The organism is Paractinoplanes tereljensis (assembly GCF_016862435.1).
Taxonomy (GTDB): Bacteria; Actinomycetota; Actinomycetes; order Mycobacteriales; family Micromonosporaceae; genus Actinoplanes; species Actinoplanes tereljensis.
On the sequence record NZ_BOMY01000046.1, the window covers coordinates 61,667 to 84,104 of the forward strand.

Sequence of the window (22,438 nt, forward strand, 5' to 3'; positions counted from 1 at the left end):
AATGGGTGCGTGGATCCCACCTCGGACGTTGAGAGCAACACGGCCCCGGCTCCCCGCCTCGGACGCCGTGAGGAACGCTCGCCGCGCGACATGCTGATGTCGCTGGGCGTGCTGCTCGTACCGATCGCACTGTTGCTGGTCATCTACCGCACGCTGCTGAGCGGCGACGCGCCGATCACGGTCGACCCGAGCTCCGCGATCCAGGAGGCCCAGAAGGCGGCCGCCTTCCCGGTGCTGACGCCGCAGGGCCTCGGCGACGACTGGCACACCTCGAGTGCCACCTTCCGGCGGCAGACCGGCGGGGCCACCCTGCGGCTCGGTTACGTCGCCCCCGACAAGGACCCGGTCCAGCTGGTGGAGAGCAGCGTGCCGACGGCCTCGTTGCTCCCCGGGGAACTGGGTGGCGACTCCAAGCCGCTGGGCAACTTCCGCACCGGCGACGGCGTGTGGACCGTCTACGACGCGCGGCCGGGGGAGAAGGCCCTGGTGCTGGCCTCGCCGACCCGGACGATCGTGGTGGTGGGCAAGACCGACGTGGAGCACCTGGAGGCCCTCGCCTCCGCCCTCGCTTAGACGGCCATCTACGCTACCCCGCCATGACGAATCTACGGGGCCGTATCTCTACTGCCGCCCTGGCCGGCCTGCTCGGCCTTACGCTCACCGCATGCGGGACCTCGACCGACACCGGCTCGGCCGCCGACCCGACGGCCGCCGCCAGCACCGCGCCGGCCGACCCGAATGCCGCCCTGGCCGCCTCCCTCAAGGGGATCCAGCAGGGCGATTACGCCTTCGCGCTGGCGACGCCCGGGCCGAAGGCGAAGGGTGCGGTGCACCTGCCCAGCAAGAGCGGTGCGGTCAAGCTCGAGGAGAAGACCAAGGATTACTCCTTCTCGATGGAACTCGTCGGAACCGACACGGAACGCTGGTTCCGGTTCGACTCGAGTGAGGCGTTCGTCCGGTCGATGTTCGGCAGCGACGGCAAGACCTGGAAGCACATCGACACCGCCAAGATCGGCAAGGACGGCGCGCTCGACCTGGACGTGACCAACGCCGACCTGCTGGGTCTGGCGGGGCTGGTCAAGGCCGTGACCGACGCCAAGGTGGCCGGCTCGACCATCACCGGGACGATCGACGCGACCAAGGCCGTCACGGCCGACAGCTTCCTCGACGAGGACGTCGTCAAGTCGATGGGTGCCGCCGCCTCGTCGGTGCCGTTCACCGCGACCCTCGACGACCAGGGCCGGCTCACCAAGCTGGTGCTGGACGCGCCCAAGGCCGACGACACCCCGGCCGGCAAGTGGGCGTACACCATTTCCGGTTACGGAGCCCAGAAGGCGCAGGGCAAGCCGACCGGCGCCATCAAGGAGATCACCGCCGAGGAACTCAGCGTGCTGAACGGCTAATTGTCAGACTCGGTGCGGGCGGCTCGGGCGGCGTCGATGCGCTCCCGGGCCCCGTCGAGCCAGCGCTGGCAGACGTCGGCCAGTTTCTCGCCGCGCTCCCACAGCGCCAGCGATTCCTCCAGCGAGCTGCCGCCCTGCTCGAGGCGTTCCACCACGCCGGCCAGCTCGGTGCGAGCCTTCTCGTAGCTCAGGGTGTCGTCGCTCATTCGCTCTCCCGTACCTCGGCCCGCAGCTCGCCGTCGGCCAGACGGACTCGCAGGATGTCGTCGGTCTTGACCTCGTCGGCCGCCCGGACCACGTGGCCGTCGGCGCGCTGCACGATCGCGTAGCCGCGCTGCAGGGTGGCTTTCGGCGACAGCGCGCGCAGCCGGGCCAGCGTGTGCCGCAGGTCGTCGTCGGCGCGGCGCAGCCGGTGATCGAGGCTGCGGACCGAACGCTCCCGCAGCGCTGTCACCTCGGTGGCGCGCTGGTCGATCAGCAGCTCCGGCCGGGCCAGCGACGGCCGCGACCGCCACGCCTCGATGCGTTGTTTCTCGCGGTCGATCAACGTGAGCACCGCCCGGTCGAGCCGGCGCCGGGCCGAATCGATGAGCTGCCGCTCCTCGTTGAGGTCGGGCACGATGCGTTTGGCCGCGTCGGTCGGCGTCGAGGCGCGCAGGTCGGCGACGTAGTCGACCAGGGGCGCGTCGGTCTCGTGGCCGATCGCGCTGACCACCGGGGTGCGGGCGCCGAAGACCGCGCGGCACAGCGCCTCGTCGGAGAACGGCAGTAGATCTTCCACGCTCCCGCCGCCGCGGGCGATCACGATGACGTCGACGGTGTCGTCGTTGTCGAGGACCTTGAGCGCGTCGATGATCTGCGGAACCGCGGTCGGGCCCTGGACCGGCACGTTGATCACCCGGAAGTCGACGGCCGGCCAGCGGCGCCGGGTGTTCATCAGGACGTCGCGCTCGGCCGCGCTGGCCCGGCCGGTGATCAGGCCGATGCGCTGCGGCAGGAACGGCAACCGGCGCTTGCGCTCGCGGGCGAACAGGCCCTCGGCGGCGAGCAGTTTCTTCAACCGCTCCAGGCGGGCTAGCAACTCGCCGAGACCGACCTGGCGGATCTCGTCGGCGCGCAGGCTGAGCGTGCCCCGGGCCGGATAGAACTCCGGCTTGGCGTGCAGGGTGACCCGGGCGCCCTCGGCCAGCTCGGGCGCGCCCGCGTCGAGCACGTCGCGGTGCGCGGTGACGGTGAGGCTGAGGTCGGCCGACGGGTCGCGCAGGGTCAGGAACACCACGGCCGAGCCGGGACGCCGGCTGATCTGGGCGACCTGACCGTCGACCCACACCCAGCCGAGCTTGGCGATCCAGGCCCCGACCTTCTGGCTGACGACGCGAACCGGCCACGGCTCGTCAGCGGTGCTCTTCGGTGCCGGCTCGGGCTCACTCACCGGGCCAGACTACGGAAGACCCCTGACATTCTCCTCGTCCACCGCCTCGGCCCGGGGTTCGGCGTGCCGCCCGGTAGCGGCCGGCGGGGCCGGCACCGGGGGTGGGGCCGGAGTCGCGGCGGTCACCGTGAGCAGCGCGAACATCCCGACACAGGCCCAGAAGAGCAGATCGGCCACGGCCCGGCCACCGTCCAGATGCCAGTGTCCGGACCGCTCCGCCAACAGGGTGAACGGGAAACCGTGCCGCTTGTCGTAGTCACTCAGGCAGCAGACCGCGGCCGAGGTCCGCGGCAGCGTGCCGATCACGAAGCCGAGCAGCGCGACCACCCCGCCGACCAGCCAGGCGATCCGGCTCGGCCGCTTGTGCAGGCCGCCGGCCATCAGCAGGGCGATGCCGGCGATCAGCAGCACCGCGTGGAAGAGCAGGTAGCGGAAATCGGCGGCGCCCATCGCGAGGTTCAGCGCGCCGACCCCCAGGCAGCCCCAGCCGCTCAGCAACCGGGCCATGCTCAGGACGGACGCCAGGCCGGTTTCCTCGTCCTCGGCCCGCGGTTCGGCGTCGCGCATGCGACCGAGTATCACCGCAAAAGCGGCCTTATTCGGCCGAATGCGGCCTTATCCGGCCTGCGGTACCCGGTGGTCACTCCGGGTGCGCCGCACCAGCACGCCGATCACCACGAGCAACATCCCGGCGTACGCCCAGATCAGCACGTTCGTGGCCAGTGAGACCAGGTCGACGTTCCAGTTCGACGCGTCGGCGAGCCGCTGTGCGGTGGCCGGGTCGTCGGCGATCGCCCCCTTCTGCAGCCAGGTGAACGGCCAGCCGCGATCGGCGATCACGGCGTACGCGCAGCAGGTGCGCTCGGTCAGCGCGGCCAGGCCCGCGGCCGTGCCCACCAGCGCGAACACGACCATCACCAGCGCCGTCAGCCGGCGCGGCAGTTGAATGCGGTGCGGCATGAGCAGCACCAGACCGGCCGCCGCCAGCACCAGGCCGACGCCCAGGTCGACCCAGCCGTGCGTGGTGACCAGGATCCAGGTGAGGCCGCCCACCAGGGAGAGCGCGCCCAGCAGCCAGCGCGCCAGCCGCCCCGTAGCCGTCCACCGGCTGGTCTTCTCATCGATCGACACGTCGTTCGCCACTCGACGAGTATGCCCGCCGATATAGACGATCGCCCCTCGCGGCGGTTCGGGCCCATCCTGTGGCGCCGGTCGCAGGACGGTCGCAACCTGGTCGACCCACGTACCATGGCCGGGTGACCGAAGCTCGTAAGCGTGTGTTGCTGGCCAAGCCGCGCGGCTATTGCGCCGGCGTCGACCGGGCGGTCCAGACCGTCGAGGAGGCGCTGAAGCTCTACGGTGCGCCGGTCTATGTGCGTAAGCAGATCGTGCACAACAAGCACGTGGTCAGCACGCTCGAGGCCAGCGGCGCGATCTTCGTGGAGGAGAACGAGGAGGTCCCCGAGGGGTCCACCGTCGTCTTCTCGGCCCACGGCGTGGCGCCCGAGGTGCACGAGCAGGCCCGGGCGCGCAACCTCAAGGCGATCGACGCGACCTGCCCGCTGGTCACCAAGGTGCACCACGAGGCCAAGCGATTCGCCGCCGACGACTACGACATCCTGCTCATCGGCCACGAGGGTCACGAGGAAGTGGTCGGCACCGCCGGCGAGGCGCCCGCGCACATCCAGCTGGTCGACGGCCCCGACTCGGTCGACAAGGTCGTCGTGCGCGACCCGGCCAAGGTCGTCTGGCTGTCCCAGACCACGCTCTCGGTCGACGAGACGATGGAGACGGTGGCCCGGCTCAAGACCAAGCTGCCGCTGCTGATGTCGCCGCCGAGCGACGACATCTGCTACGCCACCCAGAACCGCCAGCACGTGGTCAAGGAGATCGCTCCCGACTGCGACGTGGTCATCGTGGTCGGGTCGACGAACTCGTCGAACTCGGTGCGGCTGGTCGAGGTGGCGATCGACGCCGGCGCCCGGGCCGGCCACCTGGTCGACTACGCGTCCGAGATCCAGGACGAGTGGCTGACCGGCGCCACCACGGTCGGCGTCTCGTCCGGCGCGAGCGTGCCGGAAGACCTGGTCATGGAGGTGCTGCAGCACCTCGCGGCGCGCGGCTTCGGCGAGGTCACCGAGTACACCACCGCCGAGGAGCGGCTCACCTTCTCGCTCCCGCAGGAACTGCGGCGCGACATGAAGGCCGCGGCCGCCGCTAAGGCCTGACTTGCTCCTCGAACAACTCCGGTGACTGCGGCTGCCGGGGGGCCGTCTCGACCTGGGGCGGGGTGGGCAGCTCCTGCCGGGAGACGCCCATCTCGGCCAGTTTGCGGGCGCTGACCAGCACCCGGGACTCCAGCGAGCCGACCGCCCGGTTGTACGCCGTCACCGCCCCGCCCAGGGCCGCGCCCAGCTTGCCGACGTGGTCGCCGAGCGTGGTGATCCGCCCGTACATCTCCCGGGCCAGGTTGTGCACCTCGATGGCGTTGCGGGCCAACTCCTCCTGCCGCCACGAATAGGCCACCGTGCGCAGCATGGCCACCAGCGTGGCCGGGGTGGCCAGCACGACGTTGCGCCGGAACGCGTGCTCCATCAGCGACGGGTCGTGCTGCAGGGCCGCGTCGAGGAACGGGTCGGCCGGCACGAACAGCACCACGAAGTCGGGGGACGGCTCGAACGCCGTCCAATATTCCTTGGCCGCCAGCGCGTCGACGTGCCCGCGCAGGTGGCGGGCGTGCCGGCCGAGATGCTCGTCCCGGGTGCGCTCGTCGCGGGCCTCGGCCGCCGCCAGGTAGGCATCCAGCGGCGCCTTGGCGTCGACCACCACGCTCCGGCCGCCGTGCAGCGTGACCACCAGGTCGGGCCGGACGCCCGCCTGGTCGGTGGACGCGGTGACCTGCTCGGCGAAGTCACAGTGCTCCAACAGGCCGGCCGCCTCGACCACCCGGCGCAGCTGGTGCTCGCCCCACCGGCCCCGCACCTGCGGCGTGCGCAACGCCGCTACCAGCTGTTTCGTCTCGGTGCGCAGCTCGCCGGAGACCTGGCCCATGGCCCGCACCTGCTCACGCAGCTCGGCGTAGGCGTCCACCCGGTCGCGCTCCAGGTCGGCGACCCGGCGCTCGTAGCGGCGCAGCGTCTCGTGCAGCGGAGCCACCGCCAGCGCCACCGATTCCTGCGACTGGGCGGCCGACTCGTAGGACAACGCCCGCATCGACTGCTCGAGCCGTTCCTCACCGTCGCGGTGGGCCTGCACGGTCGCCTCGAGCCGGGCGATGTCGGCCGCCGCCCGCAAGCGCGCCGCCAGCCAGCCGAGGGCGACTCCGGCCGCCAAACAGATGAGAATTACGGCCAGCGTTGCGACGGTCACGTTCGAAGATTGCCAGACGGGTACGACAAGAACCGTGCAGGTACCTTTGAAACATGAGTGTGTTGCTGATCCTGGGCATCGTCATCGTGGTTCTCCTGGTCGTCGTGCTGGCTCGCCGGAACGGCGCCGCCTCGCAGGCCACCCGCCTCGAAGACGCCCGAGCCGACGCCCAGCGGTGGTACGAGCGGCTCGGCGGCCAGGTGATGAACCTGCACGGCGACGACCCCGCCGCCCGGCAGGCACTCGCCGACGCCGGCGAGCGCTACAACGCGGCCGGCGGCCAGCTGCAGCAGGCCAACACGATCACGCAGTTCCAGCTGGCCCGGGAGTCGGCGCTGGAGGGGCTGCAGTACGCCCGCGCGGCCCGGGTCGCGATGGGCCTCGACCCCGGCCCCGACCTGCCGCCGCTGGCCAGCGCGCAGGGGGCCGGCCACCTGACCAGCGAGCGTGAGGTCAACGTGCAGGGCCACTCCTACAAGGCGGGCCCGCAGCCCGGCGCCGACACGCCCTACTACTACCCGGGCGGCCGGGTGCAGGGCCGTCCGGTGCCCGCGGGGTGGTATTCGACGCCGGTCTGGAAGACCGCGCTCGGCGCCGGGGCCGGTGTGCTCGGCGGCATGCTGATCTTCGACGCGCTGTTCTCACCGGGCTTCGGCGACATGGGCTACGGCGACGGCTACCAAGACGGCTTCCAGGACGCCGCGGGCGACTTCGGCGGCGACAACGCCGGTGACTTCGGCGGCGGCAACGACTTCGGCGGCTTCGACGGCGGCGGAGACTTCGGTGGCGGAGACTTCGGCGGCGACTTCTAGGATTTGGTCGGCATTCGCCGGGCCAGTTCGCGCTTCAGGGCGCGGGGGCCCGGCCAGATCTCGCTGAGGTCGGCCGTGAAGGCCGGGCCGTCGCCGGTGTCGGTCATCGCCGGGCCGCCCGGGCCCTCGTCGTCGACCGGGTGCACCCGGTCCAGGTCGACCGGCGTCACGTCGAGCACCGACCGCATTCCGACCCGGCGAACCACCACGGACTCGATGTCCTCCCAGGCCAGCAGGATCGGGTCGCTGTCCTGCGCGGCCAGTTCCAGGCCACCCGAGGACACCCGGACCCAGGTCTTCAGGGCGCCGCGGGTCGACCAGGCGTAGAGGCCGGCGGCCACCGCGCTGATCGCGCCGGCCTGCGTGAAGGTCTGCCACCACGGGTTCCCGGTGCCGCCGACGGCGATCGCCACGATCGGCGAGACCGCCGCGAAGGACACCATCAGCAGCAGGAAGACGGCGATGAAGGTTCGCCACGGTGAGGACCGGAAGAGCACAGCGTCGGTGGCCGGGGCCTCGACCTGCTCGGGCGCGATCGACATGCCTTTCATGCTGCCCCGGCCGGGCTTCCGGGTCCCGGTGTTTGCCGGAACCCGGAAGCCGCGGTCAGAACGCGGTCAGAACGCGCAGGCGATGACCAGCTCCGGGGTGCGGTCGGGCAGCCGGTCGAGCTTGCCGATCCGGCCGGCCGAGCGCAGGTCGCCCTCGATCAGCGCGAGCCGGTCGAGCATCTCGGCCGGGCCGAGCGCCTCGGCCAGTGGCACCTCGGCCTTCATCGACAGCTTCCGGTCGGACTTGGCCCGCCGCACCTGACGCAGCGCCTCACCGGCCAGCTCGAGCAGGCTGGTGTCGCCCTCGGGCGCGACCCGGGTCAACTCGTACTTCGTCGGCCAGGTCGCGGTGTGCACCGAGCCGTACCGCCACCACGACCAGACCTCCTCGGTGACGTACGGCAGGAACGGGGCGAACAGCCGCAACAGCACCGACAGGCCGGCCGCCAGCGCCGCCCGCGCCGAGTCGGAGGCCGGGCCCTCGGCGTACGCCCGCTCCTTGACCAGCTCGATGTAGTCGTCGCAGAACGGCCAGAAGAATCCCTCGGTGACCTGCAGCGCCTCGGTGTGGTCGTACCGCTCGAAGGCGTCGGTCGCGGCCGTCACCACCTCGGCCAGCCGGGCCAGCATCGCCTGGTCGAGCGGCTCGGTGACCGGCTGCCGCAGCGCCTCGGCGGCCCCCAGCCCGAGCGCGAACTTCGAGGCGTTGAGCAACTTGGTCGCCAGCCGCCGGCCGACCTTGATCTGAGCCGGATCGAACGCCAGGTCGGCACCGGGCCGGCCGTTCGCCGCCCAGTAGCGGACCGCGTCCGAGCCGTTCTGCACCAGCAGGTCTTCCGGCGTGACGACGTTGCCCTTGGACTTGGCCATCTTTTTCCGGTCGGGGTCGAGGATCCAGCCGGAGAGGATCGCGTTGCGCCAGGGCAGCACGTCGCTCTCCATGTCGGCGCGCAGGACCGTGCTGAACAGCCAGGTCCGGATGATCTCGTGCGCCTGTGGCCGGTGGTCCATCGGGAAGACCCGCCGGAACAGGTCTTCGTCGTCGTGCCAGCCGCCGACGATCTGCGGCGTGAGCGACGACGTGGCCCAGGTGTCCATCACGTCCGGATCGGCCGCGAAACCGCCGGGAACGCCCCGCTGCTCCTCGGTGTGCCCCGGGGGACACTCCGACGAAGGGTCAACCGGCAACGACGATTCGTCCGGTATGAGAAGCTGGGCGTAGTCCGGTTCGCCAGCGTCGTCGAGCCGGTACCAAACCGGGATGGGCACGCCGAAGAACCGCTGCCGGCTGATCAGCCAATCCCCGGTCAGGCCGTTCACCCAGTGCTCGTAACGGTGCCGCATGTGCTCGGGGAACCAGCGCAGCTCCTGCCCGCGGGCCAGCATGCGCTCGCGGATCTCGGGATCGCGCCCGCCGTTGCGGATGAACCACTGCCGGCTCGTGACGATCTCGAGCGGCGAGTCGCCCTTCTCGTAGAACTTCACCGGATGGGTGATCGGCGTCGGTTCCCCGATCAGGTCGCCGGCCTCGGTGAGGACCCGGACGATCTCCCGCCGGGCGGCGTTGACGGACAGGCCGGCGAACGGCTCGTAGGCCGCGACCGGGACGCCGGCCGGGCGGTCGGGCAGGAAGCGGCCGTCCCGGCCGATCACCACCCGGGTCTCCAGCTGCAGGTCACGCCACCAGGCGACGTCGGTCAGGTCGCCGAACGTACAGACCATGACGATGCCGGTGCCCTTGTCCGGTGCGGCCAGCTGGTGCTCGTAGACCGGGACCTCGACCCCGAAGAACGGCGTGCGGACGGTCTTGCCGAGCAGGTGCTGGTAGCGCTCGTCGCCCGGGTGGAAGACCAGCGCGACGCAGGCCGGCAGCAGTTCCGGCCGGGTGGTGTCGATCTCGACCGGGCCGTCCGGACCGTGGAAGCGCACCCGGTGATAGGCACCCTGGCGTTCCCGGTCCTCCAGCTCGGCCTGCGCGACCGCGGTGCGGAACCCGACGTCCCACAGCGTCGGCGCCTCGGCCGTGTACGCCTCACCGCGGGCCAGATTGTTGAGGAACGCGCGCTGCGAGACGGCCCGCGCCCGGGTGCCGATCGTCGTGTAGGTCATCTTCCAGTCGACGGACAGCCCGAGCCGCCGCCACAGCGCCTCGAAGACCTTCTCGTCCTCGGTGGTCAGCCGGTCGCAGAGCTCGACGAAGTTCCGCCGGGAGATCGAGACGGTCTCCTTGCCCGGCTTGACCGGAGGTTGCCACTGCGGGTCGTAGGGCAGGGTCGGGTCGCATCGGACACCGTAGACGACCTGCACCCGGCGCTCGGTGGGCAACCCGTTGTCGTCCCAGCCCATCGGGTAGAAGACGGTCTTGCCGCGCATCCGCTGGAACCGCGCGACCGTGTCGGTGTGCGTGTAGGAGAAGACGTGGCCCATGTGCAGCTCGCCGGATACGGTCGGCGGAGGGGTGTCGATCGCATATACATCCGCGCGCTCCTTCGAGCGGTCGAATGCATACGTGTCCTCCTCCTGCCAGCGGCGCGCCCACTTGTCCTCGAGGCCGTCCAGCGACGGTCGCTCGGGGAGACCGGCGCGCGCGGTCGTTCCCGTATCAGTCATGGCTGAATGCTACGGGCCGCTGCGCTGCCGGTCGTCCGAGATTCACCGCTCAGGCCGCTTCGTGTGCCAGCAACTGCCGCTTCACCGGCAGTCCCCATCGATATCCGCCGAGGGAACCGTCGAGCCGCAAGACCCGGTGGCACGGGGTGAACAGTGCGACCGGGTTGCGCGCGCAGGCCGACGCGGCCGCCCGGATCGCCGCCGGCCGCCCGGAGAGCTGGGCGAACTCGCTGTAGGTCACCGGGCTGCCCGGCTTGATCTCGCGCATCACCACCCACGCGTGCGTGATGAACGGGCCGCTGATGCGCTGCTCGACCACCACCCGGTCGAGAGCGCTCAGGTCACCCTCGAAATAGGACCGCACCAGCCCGGTGACCGGCCCGATGTCGTCGTCGGGCTGCGCGTCCTCGCGGAGTTGCGGGTGGATCAGCGACAGCAGATCGCCCACGTCGTCGGTGAAACCGGCCGCGCGCACGCCGCCGCTCGCACCCACCACGATCGTGAGCGGGCCGGCCAGGGTGTCGATGGTGTGGTGTTTCAACATGGCGTCCTCCAGGGGGTTCGGAACAAAGCCTGGCCGGTTGGGGCCGGCCGCGGGAAAGTTTCTGCGGGCCTGTGGATAACCGTGGTCAAGAGGCCCGCCACAGGCGGATCAGGGCGTACGACCGCCAGGGCCGCCACCGCTCGGCGTGCTTCTCCAGGGCCTTCGGTGTCGACGGCAACCCGAGGGCCGCCGCCCCGCGCCGCACCGCCAGGTCGGTCGGCAGGAACACGTCCGGGTCGCCGATCGCCCGCATCGCCACATATCCGGCGGTCCAGGCGCCGATGCCGGGCACCTCCATCAGCCGGGAGACCGATTCCTCCCGGTTCGCGCCCGGTTCCAGATCGATCTTCCCGGCCGCGACCGCCTCGGCGAGCTGCCGGATCGTCTGCCGCCGGCTGACCGGCATCCCGAATGCGGTGTCCGGCAACTCGGCCACCACCACCGCGCCGGGGAAACCGACCAGGTCCGGGCCGTCGAAACCGCCGGCCGCCCGGAGCATCCGGGTCAGCGTCGTCCGCGCGCCGGCCACGCTCACCTGCTGACCCACGATTGCCCGAACGGCAATTTCGAAACCGTCGACCGCGCGCGGTACCCGTACGCCCGGCTCGGTGTTTATCGACGCGCTCAGCGCGAGGTCCGCGCCCAGCGTGGCATCGACGGCGTCGGGGTCCGCATCCAGGTCGAACAGCCGCCGGCAGCGGGCCACCGCGGGCGCGAGATCGCGCACGTCGCTCAGCCGCAGCTTCGCGGAAACCCAGCGGGCGGCCGGGGTCAGCGCGACCGTCGCGCTGCCGTGCGGCAAATGCAGACCGCGACGGTACGTGTCACCGGACCGCTCCTCCATCCCCGGCAGCGCCCGCGTCTCGAGGAAGTCGAGCAGCGCCGGAACGTGCAGCGGCGACCGGTAGGCGAGCCGCAGGTTGATCGTCCCCGGCTCCGCGTCGGCCACCGGACGGCGTTCCCGCAACCGGCTCGGCGCCTGCGCGTACACCTCTTGGATCGTGTCGTTGAATTGCCGCACGCTGCCGAAACCCGCCGCGAACGCGATCTCGGCCAGGCCGAGATCGGTGGTCTCGATCAGGATCCGCGCCGTCTGCGCGCGTTGTGCGCGGGCCAGCGCGAGCGGCCCGGCCCCCAATTCGGCGGTGAGCATCCGGTTGAGGTGTCGCTCGGTGTAACCGAGCCGGCCGGCCAGGCCCGGCACGCCCTCCCGGTCCACCACGCCGTCCCCGATCAGCCGCATCGCGCGCCCGACCAGGTCAGCCCGCACGTCCCACTCGGGCGAGCCCGGGGCGGCGTCCGGCCGGCAGCGCTTGCACGCACGGTAACCAGCGCGCTGGGCGCCGGCCGCGGTCGGGAAGAAGGAGACGTTCTCGGGTTTCGGCGTGATGGCCGGGCAGGACGGCCGGCAGTAGATGCCGGTGCTGCTCACGGCGGTGTAGAACCAGCCGTCGAAGCGCTGGTCCCGGCTGTCCACGGCCCGGTAGCACCGTTCGAAGTCCAGTTCCATGACGTCGAGTCTGCCCTCTGTTGCCTACGAAAAGCTGGCGGGATTCGGACATGACCCTTGCGCCCGCCGGGCCGTCCGCAACCCTGCGTAAACTGGGTTTCCGTGAGCCTTTCCATCGGAATCGTCGGCCTGCCGAACGTCGGCAAGAGCACCCTGTTCAATGCCCTGACCAAGAACGACGTGCTGGCGGCGAACTACCCGTTCGCGACGATCGAGCCGAACGTCGGCGTGGTCGGGCTCCCCGACGAACGCCTGGGAAAGCTCGCTGAGCTGTTCAGCAGCGAGAAGATCCTGCCCGCCCCGGTGAGCTTCGTCGACATCGCCGGCCTGGTCCGCGGCGCGTCCAAGGGCCAGGGCCGAGGCAACGCGTTCCTCGCGAACATCCGCGACGCGTCCGCGATCTGCCAGGTCGTGCGCGCGTTCAGCGACCCGAACGTGCTGCACGTCGACGGCAAGGTCTCGCCCGGCGACGACATCGAGACGATCAACACCGAGCTCATCCTGGCCGACCTGCAGACGGTCGAGAAGGCGCTGCCGCGCCTGCAGAAGGAAGCCAAGCTCAAGAAGGACCGCGCGCCCGCCGTGGCCGCCGCGGAGCTGGCGTTCAAACTGCTCAACGACGGCATCACGCTGTACGCCGGGGCGGCGGCCGCCGACCTGGACGTAGAGCTGCTGGCCGAGCTGCATCTGCTCACCACGAAGCCGTTCCTCTACGTCTTCAACGTCGACGAGGCCGAGCTGGGCAACGCGGCGTTCCTGGACGAGCTGCGCGCCCTGGTCGCCCCGGCCGAGGCCGTGTTCATGGACGCGAAGATCGAGTCCGAGCTGATCGACCTGGACGACGACGACGCCCTGGAGCTGCTGCAGTCCACCGGCCAGACCGAGCCGGGCCTGAACCGCTTGATCAAGGTCGGCTTCGAGACGCTGGGCCTGCAGACCTACTTGACCGCCGGCCCGAAGGAAGCCCGAGCCTGGGTGATCCCGGTCGGCGCGACCGCTCCCGAGGCGGCCGGCGTGATCCACAGCGACTTCCAGCGGGGTTTCATCAAGGCCGAAATCGTCAGCTTCGACGACTTGATGACCGCAGGTTCCATGTCCGCCGCCAAGGCGGCGGGAAAGGTCCGCATGGAGGGCAAGGACTACATCATGAAGGACGGCGACGTCGTCGAGTTCCGCTTCAACGTTTAGATGCGCCGCCCGGCCGGCTCAACTCTTACGGCCGGGCACCAGGCCATCGAGATCGAGCTTGATCGTGAACGGCGTGGTGGTGCGTAGTTCGTGCCGATGGATTCCGGTCGGCGCGTACGATCGGGTGGGCTCGTCGAGCTCGTAGGCGTGGACCACCGGTGATCCGTCCTGGTCTTCGACCCGCCAGTAGTTCGGGATGCCAGCTTCCGCGTACTTGCGCAGCTTGACTGTCCGATCCCGGTGCGCCGACTCCGGCGAGACGACCTCTACGACCAGAAGAGTCTCTTCCGGAAGGTAGAAGGTGCGGGACGGATCGTACGGCGCCCTGGTGGCCAGAAGGTCAGGCTCGGGACGATTCCATCTATCGAGTCGGACCGTGATCTCCCGGTCGACCTCGATGCCTGCCGGTGCCTGATCGGTCAGGGAGTTCACCAGTGCGGTAACCATCCGGGCATGCCAGACCCGCTGGGGGGACATCATGAAGACGAGCGCTCCATCGATCAGTTCGGTATGGCGCGGTGCTTCGGCGAGCCTGTCGAGGTCATCGGAGTACCAGCCCTCAGGGCGAGGCGGCCGCATCCACTCGGGCACCGCAGTCATGCCGTCACCGTAGCATTTCGGTAACCCTGGCTCCGGCATGCTGCGCTCAGCCGAGGCGGTCTCGCACGGACGGGATCGAGATGCCCGCGAGCTGCGGCGGAAGCGCGAAGCCATCGGCGTAGAAGTCCGGCTCGGGTAGCGCCCGAAGCACTTCGTCGAAACGCAGTGTGTCGCCGTCTTCCAGATCGCCGACGACCACGCTCGTCCCGTCTGCTCCGTACTCGAACAACATGCCGGCCTCGTCAGGCATCTCGTCCCAGAACTTCGTGACGCCGCGGAGCTCACCGTTCCCGTCGTACTCCAGCATCATGATCGCTGAGCCACTCGGGTCGATGAGCTCGGTGCCGAACGCGATCGGGCGACCGGCGCCGTCATACCGGGCCATGAATCCCCAGCAAAAGCCGGCCGGCGCACCCTCCTCCCGAAGGACTGCGAACTCGGTCTCGGGATAATCACGCTCGTGCTCGGCGAAGATTGATCCGAGCTCGCCGACGAAGTATCGGACCTGGATCAGGTCACCCTTGCGATATCGCTCCCGGCGCACCAGTTCGCCGGCCGGATCGAACCACGCTCGCTCATACGCATCCGAAGCGCGGGCCTCGTACTCGGCGACTTCGTGGTCCGCACCGGAGATATCGGTCCGGAACCACGCGGTTCGCATCTCCGTGTCCACCGGTTACTCAGGGCGGAAGTGGTCGCCTACGGACGGAATCGACGTGCCCACCAGTTGCGGCGGAAGCGCGAAGCCATCGGCGTAGAAGTCCGGCTCGGGTAGCGCTCGGAGCACTGCCTCGAGGGGCACGCTCTCGCCCTCTTCCAGGTTGGCGACGTCGACGTTCGTTCCATCTTTCCGATACTCGAACATGAGGCCGATCTCGTCCGCTGACTCGTACCAGAACTTCGTGATAGCACGAAGGTCGCCGGCGATGCTGTAGTCCAGATTCATGATCTCCAAGTTGCGGGGATCGAAAAGGTGAAACATCAACAGGCGCCGACTGCCATCTGCGGCATATCGAGTGGTGAACTCCCAATGGAACCCCGCCGATGCTCCTTCTTTATGGACTACAGCAAAAGCGAGCTCGGGATAATCGCGTGTGTGATCGGAAGTTATTGATTCAATATCGCTACCGTAGTAGTACACCTGGTCCAAGTTGCCGCCGTCGTACAGTTCAAGGCGAACCAAGGCGCCTGATGAGTCGAAATACCCGCGCGAATACGTTTCTGCGTCGCGAATCTCGTCAGCCGTCGCCTCGACCGAAGAATTCGGCTCCCAGTCCAGAAACAGCTTAGTCTGCAGGTCGTTCATTATCGATCTCCGCCAAGCTCAAGCCATAGATACATGCCGTTTCCTCCGGTTGCGGGCGATCGCATCTCCGTGTCCACCGGGTTACTCAAGGTGGAAGTGGTCGCCTACCGGCGGAATTGACGTGCCTGCCAGCTGCGGTGGAAGCGCGAAGCCTTCGGCGTAGAAGTCCGGCTCGGGCAGCGCTCGGAGCACTGCCTCGAAGGGCACGCTCTCGCCCTCCTCGAGGTTGGTGACGTCGACGTTCTTGCCGTCGGGCTGGTACTCGAAGACTAGGCCGATCGAGTCCGCCGACTCGTACCAGAACTTGGTGATGGCGCGAAGCTCGCCGGTCCGGATGTAGTCCAGATTCATGATCTCCAGATCGGCCGGATCGAAGAGATGGGTCATGAACAGGCGCGGGCTGCCCTCGGCGGTATACCGGGTCGTGAACTCCCAGCGGAAGCCGGCCAGCGCTTCCTCGGTGCGAACTACGGCAAACGTGCTTCCGGGATAGTCGACGGCATGGTCGGCGGTGATCGATTCGCTCTCGCCGTTGTAGTAGTAGACATCGTGCAGCCCATCACGGCCGTACAGTTCGAGCCGCACGAGAGCCCCGGACGCGTCGAAAAGCCCTCGCGAGTATCTCTTTGCGGCTCGGACCTGGTCCGCCGTTGCCTCGACCGGCGAAGTTGGATCCCACCCTAAGAACAGTTTGCTTTGCAAGCTACTCATTCTCGACCTACCGTCACGTCCATCCACGGATACATCATCATCACGCTGGATTCTTTCATCACTGAGATATCGACGGCCGGGACCGAGAACTCGTGGGCGAGTGAGATAATCTGCTGCGAAAACGTCGGCGCTGTCCGGTTCGGGCGGTCAACATAGTACTTCGACACGAAGCCCTTACTGACGTTGCCGTCCAACCCGGAGAGCAGCCCATCCAGCGCCCTCGGGTTCGCGCGCTGCTCGATGCCACGCCCACACCGTGCGGCGTATGCGTCGAAATCTTCGTCCGAGACGATGACTGCGAAATCGACATCACCAGCATTCGGCGTCCGGAGTGATGAGCCCTGGACCACCATCCGGCCGTGCGGAATGTCGAATGCCTCGGTAAGTCCGTTGAGCCGGCCGACAAACTCCAAGAACTGCTCACGGCTTTCGAAATGATGCGGATAGCCCCGCGGTTCGACGTCGTTCGTCCAATTGTCCATCTGTTGTTTCACTTCGCCCGGAGTGAGTGCTTCCTTTCCGTCCGGGCGGCGCGGTGGATTGGGGTCCTTCTCGATCGAACCGGCGGTGATGAAACCGTCGATCTGTTCGGGACTCAGGCCCAGCCGAGTGCCGTGTTCCGCCATGTCCGCACGTTGCGCGCTGTCATAGACGTCCGGGTTGGGACCGCCGGCCGGTTCTGCGGCTACGAACGGGCCGGCGCCGGTTGTCAGTGGGCGGGGGCGGGCCTGGCCGTCTACCACCAGGGCGTCCATGCGGACTACGTCTGAGGGGTAGCCCTGGCCGGTGTTTGTGCGCAGTGGGGCCGTTGCGTTGATGGATCGGTTTTGGGGGTCCAGGTAGAGGATTGTGCCGTTCTGGTTCACCATGGCGGTTGCGTGGGTTCGGCCGGCCTGGTCCTGGGTTGTTATGAAGGCGAATGAGCCGTGGCCCAAGCTCAGCAAATGGCTGTGCAGGTGGCTTTCGGCCAGGCGTACCTCTGCTCGCTGATCCGGTGGGTCCAGGGTGCTTACGTCGGTCAGGCCCTCGAAGTGGCCTCCGGTTGACGTTTCGATGCGGGCTGTTACGCCGCGTTCGGCGTCCATCGGGCGGCTTGGGTCGCCATTGTGGTAACCGTCGAATGTGCGTGGGGCGGACACCCTTGGGCGGCCGTGCATGTAGCTGTCGTACAGCGACAGGACCGTGTCGCCGCAGTTGATGGAGCGGGTGGGGTCGGCCTCTGGGCCGCCGTCGTTCACCAGGGCGAACCAGTCGCCGTCTCGTGGATCCGCATGCCGGACCGGGGTTCCGTCGGTGTCGCGCGGCATGGCGCGTTCCAGGTCGGTCTGGTGGATTCGCAGTGGTGGGCGCAGGCCGCCGCGCTCGTTGTAGCGGCGGGTCGTGTCGATCGAGCGCGGGCCTGCGTCGCCGGTCAGCGCGGAACGGTCGCCGGTCTCCACCGGGCCGGGGGCCAGGTCGCTTGCACCATTGCTGTCGTTGACCTGCTCCCAGTCGTTGCCGGTCAGCTCGACGTCGCCGATCTCGCCGCCACGCTCCACGTCGGACGCGCGATCCTGGAACTCGCGCGCCTGCTCCTCCAGTCGGTCGCGTTCCGTCGCGCGCCGGTCGGCGGTGGCCTGGTCGCCGTTCCGGTAGGCGTCGTGGACCTGGCGGTTCAGGTCGTCGGCCTGATCGTTCGCGGTCGTGGCCTGGGTTCGCAGATCCTGTGCCATTCGCTGCCGGTAGGACTCGTCGAACTCCCGCCGGGCGCGGTCGGTCGCGAACTGATAGTCGGCCTTCGCCCTCGCCTCCACCGCCAGCCGTGCGTCGGCGTCCGGCGCCGGGGAGGTATCCGTCGTTGTCCGCGGCGTCGGGTCCAGCACCGACAGCGGATCGCGGTTCGCGTCCGGATTCAACACCGACAACAGGTCGAGGCCGGAGCGATCCGGCGCCGGCTCCGTCGTGGTCCGGCTCTGCGCTTCGTCCGTACGGGTGGGGGAGCTGTCCAGTTTCGGTCCGGCTTCGTCCGTGACCGTCTCGTGCGTCCGCTGGGTCTCGACCGGCGGCGTGACCGGTGGCGCGGGCGGTGGCGGTCCGTCATCGATCGTCGTCGTCGGGCCCGGCGTCGGCGGTTCCGGGGTGGTCGGCGGCGCGGGCAGCGGCGGCTGGGTGGTGACCGTGGGCGCCGGGCCCGGCGGCTGCGGCGGGCTCACCGTCTGCTGCTGCGCCAGTTGCGCCTGCTGTTGCTGGTAGGCGAGCGGCGGCGGGGGCGGGGAGGTCCGGCCGCTGTACGGCGACGGCGGGGTGTTCGGAACGGCCATCGGGTTGCCCTGGCCGTCGACCATCAGCGCGTGGATCCCGACGGCGTTGCTGCCGTTCGGCGTGCCGGTGTGGCCGTACAGCGTGCGGTGGCCGGGGCCGCCGGTGAAGTTCGACGCGTCCTGATACTTACCGGACTGCGGGTCGATGAAGTAGAGCGTGCCGTGGTGGTTGACGGCGTTCCAGGCGTGCGCGCTGTTGTTCTCCCACTCGGTGACGATGACGGCGGTGGAACCGTGGCCGCCCTGCAGGAGAGCGCGGGCCACCGCCTCGAAACCGCGGTCGACGTCGGCCTTGACCTCCGCGTGCGACTTGCTCGGGTCGGACGGCGTGACGTGGGTGAAGCCGCTGCCGGTCGCCGTCTCGGCCCGGACGGTGCCGCCCGTCTCGCCGGCCTGCACGTCGGCGCCGTACCGGTAGCTGTCGACCGTGCGGGGCGCGGAGACCGTCGGCCGGCCGTGGAAGTAGGTCTCGAAGAACGACAGCGCACAGTCGAGGCAGTTGAAGCCGCGGGTCGGGTCGGCGGTGGAGCCGCCGTCGTTGAGCAGTTTCAGCAGCGGGCCGCGCGGGTCCGGGGTGCGCACCGGCGCGCCGTTCTGATCGCGGGGGACCACCTGTTCCAGGTCGGCCTGGTGCATGGCGAGCGGGCGGCGCAGGCCTCCGGGGCTGTTGTAGTTGCGCAGGGTCCGCGAGTTCGGCGGGTGGGGACCGCCGGTCAGGGCCGATCGGTCGTTGCTCCAGATCGGGGCGCCGGAGAGGTAACCGTGGTCGGTGTTCGCGGTCGCGAAGTCCACCGGGTCGTGGTACGGCTTGGTCGCGTCGATCAGCGAGAACTGCTGCTGGGTCAGGTAGACCTTGACCTGTTCGCGCTGCTGTACCGCGTACGCCTCCTGCTGTTGATAGTGGGCCTCCATGGCCCGGAAGCGGTCCGCCTTCCTGAAGTTGAAGGTGAATTTGGCCTTTCGTGCCTCCCGCCGGGCGTCGGCCCGGGCCCGGCCCATCGCGTCGACGGCCTTGTCGTAACGGCCCAGTGTGCTGGTGGAGATCCGGCTCAGCACGACCTGCTTGTTCTGCGCCTGCTGGTCGAAATAGGCCTGTTCGGCTCGGGCCTGGTCGGGCGTCCGCGAGGTCAGGTGCGGGTTGGCGTGGCCCGGCCCGGGGACGAACACCGCCGGATCGGAGCGACCGCCGTCCGACCGCGGTCGATCCGGCGTCGCGGGTGGCGGCGGCGTGTCCGCTTTGCCGGGCTGCGCAGGCGGGGACGTGGACGGAGGCGGGCTGGTGGACCGGTCCGGCGTGGCCGGGCTCGGCCGCCCCGAATCCGTCGAACTCGGCGACGGGTTCGCTGGCGTGGTCGTCGTGGGCGTGGTCGCGGCGGGCGTGGTCGTGGGGGGCGGGGCTGCGGCAGGCGTGGTGGTGGTGGTGGTGGTGGTGGTGGTGGTGGCCGAGGCGAGCGGCGCCTCGGCACGCGGCCGGCTCAGGTCGGTGCCGCCCGGGCTCGGGTTGTTGGGGCCGGTGCCAGTCGGGCTCGGCCCGCTAACGTTCGGCCCGCTAACGTTCGGCCCGCTAACGTTCGGCCCGCTAACGTTAGGGCCGCTAACGTTAGGGCCGGTCACGTTCGGGGACGCTGAGGTGATGCTGGGGCCGCTGGGGCGGGCGCCGCCGGTGTCCAGGCTTTGCGGCGCGGACGGCGTCGGGCTGCTGTTCGGTGAGATCGTCGGGCTGCTGGTCGAGGTGCTGAGGCTCGACGGGCCCGTCGTTGGGCTGCTGCTGGTCAGCGACACATTGGAACTGGGCGAACCGGCCACGCTCGGGCCGGCCGACGACACCGAGACCGGGCCGCCGGGCGCGCTGGGACCGGCATTCGAGGTGCCGGCCACCGACGCGTTCGTGGAGGTGGAGACCGGACCGGACGTGCTCGGGCCGGCGTTGGTGTCGGCGGCCGCATCGATCGCCGGCGCGGCCGACGCGAGCGTGGTGCCACCGGCGGAGTTCGACGAGGTGAAGGCCGTCGTGGTGCCGCCGCCGGAGTTCGACGAGGTGACGACCGTTTCGGCGGTCGTGGAGCTCTGGGCATGGCTCACCAGCGGCGAAGCGGACGTCGACGCCGAGACAGACGCCGAGACCGACTCCGACGTGTTGGTCACCGAGGTGTCGGAGCCCGCGACCGAGGACGTCGGTGGGCCGCTGGATGATCCGGTGTGGACCGGGCTGCCGCTCGATGACCCGGAGGACAGGTCGGGGATCGCGGAGCTGACCGCCGTACCGGAAGAATTTGAGGCAGCCGACGGCAAGTCGCTCAGGGTGAGGTCCCCGGCGCCGACCAGGCTGGCATTCATGCCTTTGACGTCATGGTGGGCGTTACCGACCATCGTGCCGGACACACCCGAACTAGCGGATTTGGCAAGGCTCTCGAAGTCGGACAGGTTGCCGGTGGCGGCCGACCCGCCCAGATCGCCGAGGACCTCGGCCGCCGCACCCCGGAAGATGCCGCTCCGGTGGCCCGCGCCGATGTTGGCGCCGTGCGCGGCGGCCCCACCGGCCGCGCCCGCGCCGGTCGACCAGGCCAGATCGGACAGGCTGATGCCGTCGGCCCGGCCGGTCATGTTCTGGTAGGTCTGGATGCCGAGGTTGGTGAGGAACTCCTCGCGGGCTTCCTCCCGGCCCTCCTTGAAGGCCTTCTTGCCGAGCTGCTTGAGGCCCTTCTTGGTGAGGATGTCCTTGGTGACGCGCTTGCCCATGTCTTTGAGGCCCTGCTTGATGGCCTTCTTGGCGAGCTGCGCGATCAGCTTCTTGAAGATCTGCTGGATCGCCATCCGGGTCGCCGCGATGAGCCCGCCGGCGGCCGGCGAGGCGGCGCCCAGGGTCAGCGCGACGGTGACCGCCATGCCGATCAGCTCGATGACGAAGATGCCCAGCTCGATCCACGCCTCGAGCTTGGCGCCCTCGATGTCGCGGCCGCAGCCCTCGACCATCTTGCCCATCTCGTTGGCGAAGTCCATCAGCGCGTTGAGCGGTGCCTCGTCGCCGTCGGCGACCTTCTGCCAGGCGGCGATGAACGCCTCGATCGTGGTGCCGCTGCCGCCGTAGGCGTCGATGATCCGCTGGGCTGCCTCGGCGGCGTCGTCTCGTGGCGCGGCCATCGCGCTGACCAGGTCGTACCACTGGTCGGCGATGTCCCAGGTGACTTTTTCGTTGCCCTCGGGCCAGTCGAAACCGACGACCCATTCGAGAGCGTCGTACGCCCAGCCAGGAAGGTCCCACGGAGAGTAGTCGAGCGGGTGCGGAATCGGGCTGGGTAGGACGGTCATGACGGCATCAGGCCTTGTACGACTTGATGACGGTCTCGCCCGCCCGGTCGTCGGCGGCCAGGTTGTCCTCGACCGACTTCATCGCGGCGTCGCCGAGCGCCTCCACGTAGCCCGCGATCTGGCCGAACGCCTCGGTGAACTGCTGCAGCAGCGGCCCGTAGTTCTTCTGGAAGGCGGCGCCGATGTCGTCCCGCCCCCACGGCTGCCCCTGGCTCGCCACGGCGATCTCGGCCACCGTGCTGTTGTCCAGGCTGACCAGCTGCGAGCCGGCCAGCGAGAGGTCGCGGCCGCCGGCGGTGGCGCGCTGCGGGTCGAGGTAGAGCTCCTCACCGGCCATCGTCGTCGGCCGCCTCTCGCATGAGCTGGTCCTGGCGGCCGAGCAGGCTGCCGAACTCGCCGTCGCGCAGGAAGCGGGCCGCCCCGGAGTCGGCCGGCAGGTATTCGCCGACCATCTCCTGCACCTGATCGGTGGTCTTGGCGACCGCCCGCTCGACGGTGCGCAGGATGGTGCGGGCCAATTCGTCCTGGTCGCCGTGGCGGTAGATGTCCCGGTCGAGCTTGAGGTCGATCAGCTGGCCGCGCGGGCCGACGGTCGCCCCGACCAGGCCGTCCGGCGATTCGGCGGTCACGGCCAGGGTGGCCAGCCGCTCCTGGAGATCGTCGAGGCCGGTGCGCAGGCGCTGGTACTGCGACACCACGTCGTCGAAACGGGCGCGCAGCGCGTGGTTGGCGTCGCGATCGGACTGTCGTGTCACGGCCGTCTCCCCCGAGTGCCCAGCGATTTGCCTGAAAA

General features: G+C 69.5%; 21 protein-coding genes. 5 read left to right on the forward strand and 16 right to left on the reverse strand.

Going from position 1 to position 22,438, the window contains the following annotated elements; all coding sequences use genetic code 11:
* Nucleotides 1–9 precede the first annotated feature (9 nt).
* Both Ate02nite_RS35860 and Ate02nite_RS35865 read left to right on the forward strand, forming a co-directional pair.
* Nucleotides 10–573: a DUF4245 domain-containing protein gene (locus Ate02nite_RS35860; RefSeq protein WP_239147957.1), complete on the forward strand. Its 564-nt coding sequence runs from the start codon at nt 10–12 to the stop codon at nt 571–573.
* 23 nt (nt 574–596) lie between these two features.
* A complete protein-coding gene (locus Ate02nite_RS35865; RefSeq protein WP_203812348.1) occupies nt 597–1,403 on the forward strand; it encodes a hypothetical protein in 807 nt (268 codons plus the stop codon).
* On the opposite strand, the gene Ate02nite_RS35870 is transcribed toward Ate02nite_RS35865, so the two are convergent.
* From Ate02nite_RS35870 to Ate02nite_RS35885, 4 genes are read right to left on the reverse strand one after another with little or no spacing between them, the layout of a single operon-like run.
* The gene (locus Ate02nite_RS35870; protein ID WP_203812349.1) at nt 1,400–1,609 is read right to left on the reverse strand and encodes an exodeoxyribonuclease VII small subunit; all 210 of its coding nucleotides are present in this window, start codon (nt 1,607–1,609) and stop codon (nt 1,400–1,402) included. The two genes, Ate02nite_RS35865 and Ate02nite_RS35870, sit on opposite strands and share 4 nt — an antisense overlap.
* On the reverse strand, nt 1,606–2,835 hold the full coding sequence (xseA, locus tag Ate02nite_RS35875) for an exodeoxyribonuclease VII large subunit (RefSeq protein ID WP_203812350.1): 1,230 nt from the start codon (nt 2,833–2,835) through the stop codon (nt 1,606–1,608). Before xseA ends, Ate02nite_RS35870 begins: the two co-directional genes overlap by 4 nt.
* Before the next feature lie 9 nt (nt 2,836–2,844).
* Nucleotides 2,845–3,402: a hypothetical protein gene (locus Ate02nite_RS35880; protein ID WP_203812351.1), complete on the reverse strand. Its 558-nt coding sequence runs from the start codon at nt 3,400–3,402 to the stop codon at nt 2,845–2,847.
* Nucleotides 3,403–3,450: 48 nt separating this feature from the next.
* Entirely contained in the window at nt 3,451–3,978 is a 528-nt protein-coding gene (locus tag Ate02nite_RS35885) for a hypothetical protein (RefSeq protein WP_203812352.1), read from the reverse strand.
* A 113-nt stretch (nt 3,979–4,091) separates the two neighbouring features.
* Between Ate02nite_RS35885 and Ate02nite_RS35890 the strand changes: the two genes are divergently transcribed.
* Nucleotides 4,092–5,063, forward strand: a complete 972-nt coding sequence (locus tag Ate02nite_RS35890; RefSeq protein WP_203812353.1) for a 4-hydroxy-3-methylbut-2-enyl diphosphate reductase — start codon at nt 4,092–4,094, stop codon at nt 5,061–5,063.
* On the opposite strand, the gene Ate02nite_RS35895 is transcribed toward Ate02nite_RS35890, so the two are convergent.
* Complete coding sequence (locus tag Ate02nite_RS35895; RefSeq protein ID WP_203812354.1) at nt 5,053–6,204, reverse strand: DNA recombination protein RmuC; 1,152 nt, start codon at nt 6,202–6,204, stop codon at nt 5,053–5,055. The two genes, Ate02nite_RS35890 and Ate02nite_RS35895, sit on opposite strands and share 11 nt — an antisense overlap.
* 53 nt (nt 6,205–6,257) lie before the next feature.
* On the opposite strand from Ate02nite_RS35895, the gene Ate02nite_RS35900 reads away from it, so the two are divergent.
* The gene (locus tag Ate02nite_RS35900; protein ID WP_203812355.1) at nt 6,258–7,016 is read left to right on the forward strand and encodes a hypothetical protein; all 759 of its coding nucleotides are present in this window, start codon (nt 6,258–6,260) and stop codon (nt 7,014–7,016) included.
* Here Ate02nite_RS35900 and Ate02nite_RS35905 read toward each other — a convergent pair.
* The 4 genes from Ate02nite_RS35905 to Ate02nite_RS35920 all read right to left on the reverse strand — a co-directional run bounded on the left by Ate02nite_RS35905 (nt 7,013) and on the right by Ate02nite_RS35920 (nt 12,231).
* Complete coding sequence (locus Ate02nite_RS35905) at nt 7,013–7,558, reverse strand: hypothetical protein (protein ID WP_203812356.1); 546 nt, start codon at nt 7,556–7,558, stop codon at nt 7,013–7,015. The two genes, Ate02nite_RS35900 and Ate02nite_RS35905, sit on opposite strands and share 4 nt — an antisense overlap.
* A gap of 75 nt (nt 7,559–7,633) precedes the next feature.
* Entirely contained in the window at nt 7,634–10,177 is a 2,544-nt protein-coding gene (gene valS / locus Ate02nite_RS35910) for a valine--tRNA ligase (RefSeq protein WP_203812357.1), read from the reverse strand.
* Nucleotides 10,178–10,226: 49 nt separating this feature from the next.
* Nucleotides 10,227–10,721: a methylated-DNA--[protein]-cysteine S-methyltransferase gene (locus tag Ate02nite_RS35915; protein WP_203812358.1), complete on the reverse strand. Its 495-nt coding sequence runs from the start codon at nt 10,719–10,721 to the stop codon at nt 10,227–10,229.
* Between the two features lie 85 nt (nt 10,722–10,806).
* A complete protein-coding gene (locus Ate02nite_RS35920; RefSeq protein ID WP_203812359.1) occupies nt 10,807–12,231 on the reverse strand; it encodes a DNA-3-methyladenine glycosylase 2 family protein in 1,425 nt (474 codons plus the stop codon).
* Nucleotides 12,232–12,333: 102 nt separating this feature from the next.
* Here Ate02nite_RS35920 and ychF point away from each other — a divergent pair, with 102 nt between their 5' ends.
* The gene (gene ychF / locus Ate02nite_RS35925; RefSeq protein ID WP_203812360.1) at nt 12,334–13,419 is read left to right on the forward strand and encodes a redox-regulated ATPase YchF; all 1,086 of its coding nucleotides are present in this window, start codon (nt 12,334–12,336) and stop codon (nt 13,417–13,419) included.
* 18 nt (nt 13,420–13,437) lie between these two features.
* Here ychF and Ate02nite_RS35930 read toward each other — a convergent pair whose 3' ends face one another.
* The 7 genes from Ate02nite_RS35930 to Ate02nite_RS35960 all read right to left on the reverse strand — a co-directional run bounded on the left by Ate02nite_RS35930 (nt 13,438) and on the right by Ate02nite_RS35960 (nt 22,400).
* Nucleotides 13,438–14,019 carry a Uma2 family endonuclease gene (locus Ate02nite_RS35930; protein WP_203812361.1) on the reverse strand — a complete coding sequence of 194 codons (582 nt, stop codon included), beginning with the start codon at nt 14,017–14,019 and terminating at the stop codon, nt 13,438–13,440.
* Between the two features lie 46 nt (nt 14,020–14,065).
* Complete coding sequence (locus Ate02nite_RS35935; protein ID WP_203812362.1) at nt 14,066–14,680, reverse strand: hypothetical protein; 615 nt, start codon at nt 14,678–14,680, stop codon at nt 14,066–14,068.
* Between the two features lie 15 nt (nt 14,681–14,695).
* Nucleotides 14,696–15,325, reverse strand: a complete 630-nt coding sequence (locus tag Ate02nite_RS35940) for a hypothetical protein (RefSeq protein ID WP_203812363.1) — start codon at nt 15,323–15,325, stop codon at nt 14,696–14,698.
* Nucleotides 15,326–15,406: 81 nt separating this feature from the next.
* Complete coding sequence (locus Ate02nite_RS35945; RefSeq protein ID WP_203812364.1) at nt 15,407–15,910, reverse strand: hypothetical protein; 504 nt, start codon at nt 15,908–15,910, stop codon at nt 15,407–15,409.
* A 122-nt stretch (nt 15,911–16,032) separates the two neighbouring features.
* Nucleotides 16,033–21,645: a toxin glutamine deamidase domain-containing protein gene (locus Ate02nite_RS35950; RefSeq protein WP_203812365.1), complete on the reverse strand. Its 5,613-nt coding sequence runs from the start codon at nt 21,643–21,645 to the stop codon at nt 16,033–16,035.
* Between the two features lie 7 nt (nt 21,646–21,652).
* Nucleotides 21,653–21,982, reverse strand: a complete 330-nt coding sequence (locus Ate02nite_RS35955; RefSeq protein WP_203812366.1) for a hypothetical protein — start codon at nt 21,980–21,982, stop codon at nt 21,653–21,655.
* A complete protein-coding gene (locus tag Ate02nite_RS35960; protein WP_203812367.1) occupies nt 21,972–22,400 on the reverse strand; it encodes a YbaB/EbfC family nucleoid-associated protein in 429 nt (142 codons plus the stop codon). Before Ate02nite_RS35960 ends, Ate02nite_RS35955 begins: the two co-directional genes overlap by 11 nt.
* Nucleotides 22,401–22,438 lie beyond the last annotated feature (38 nt).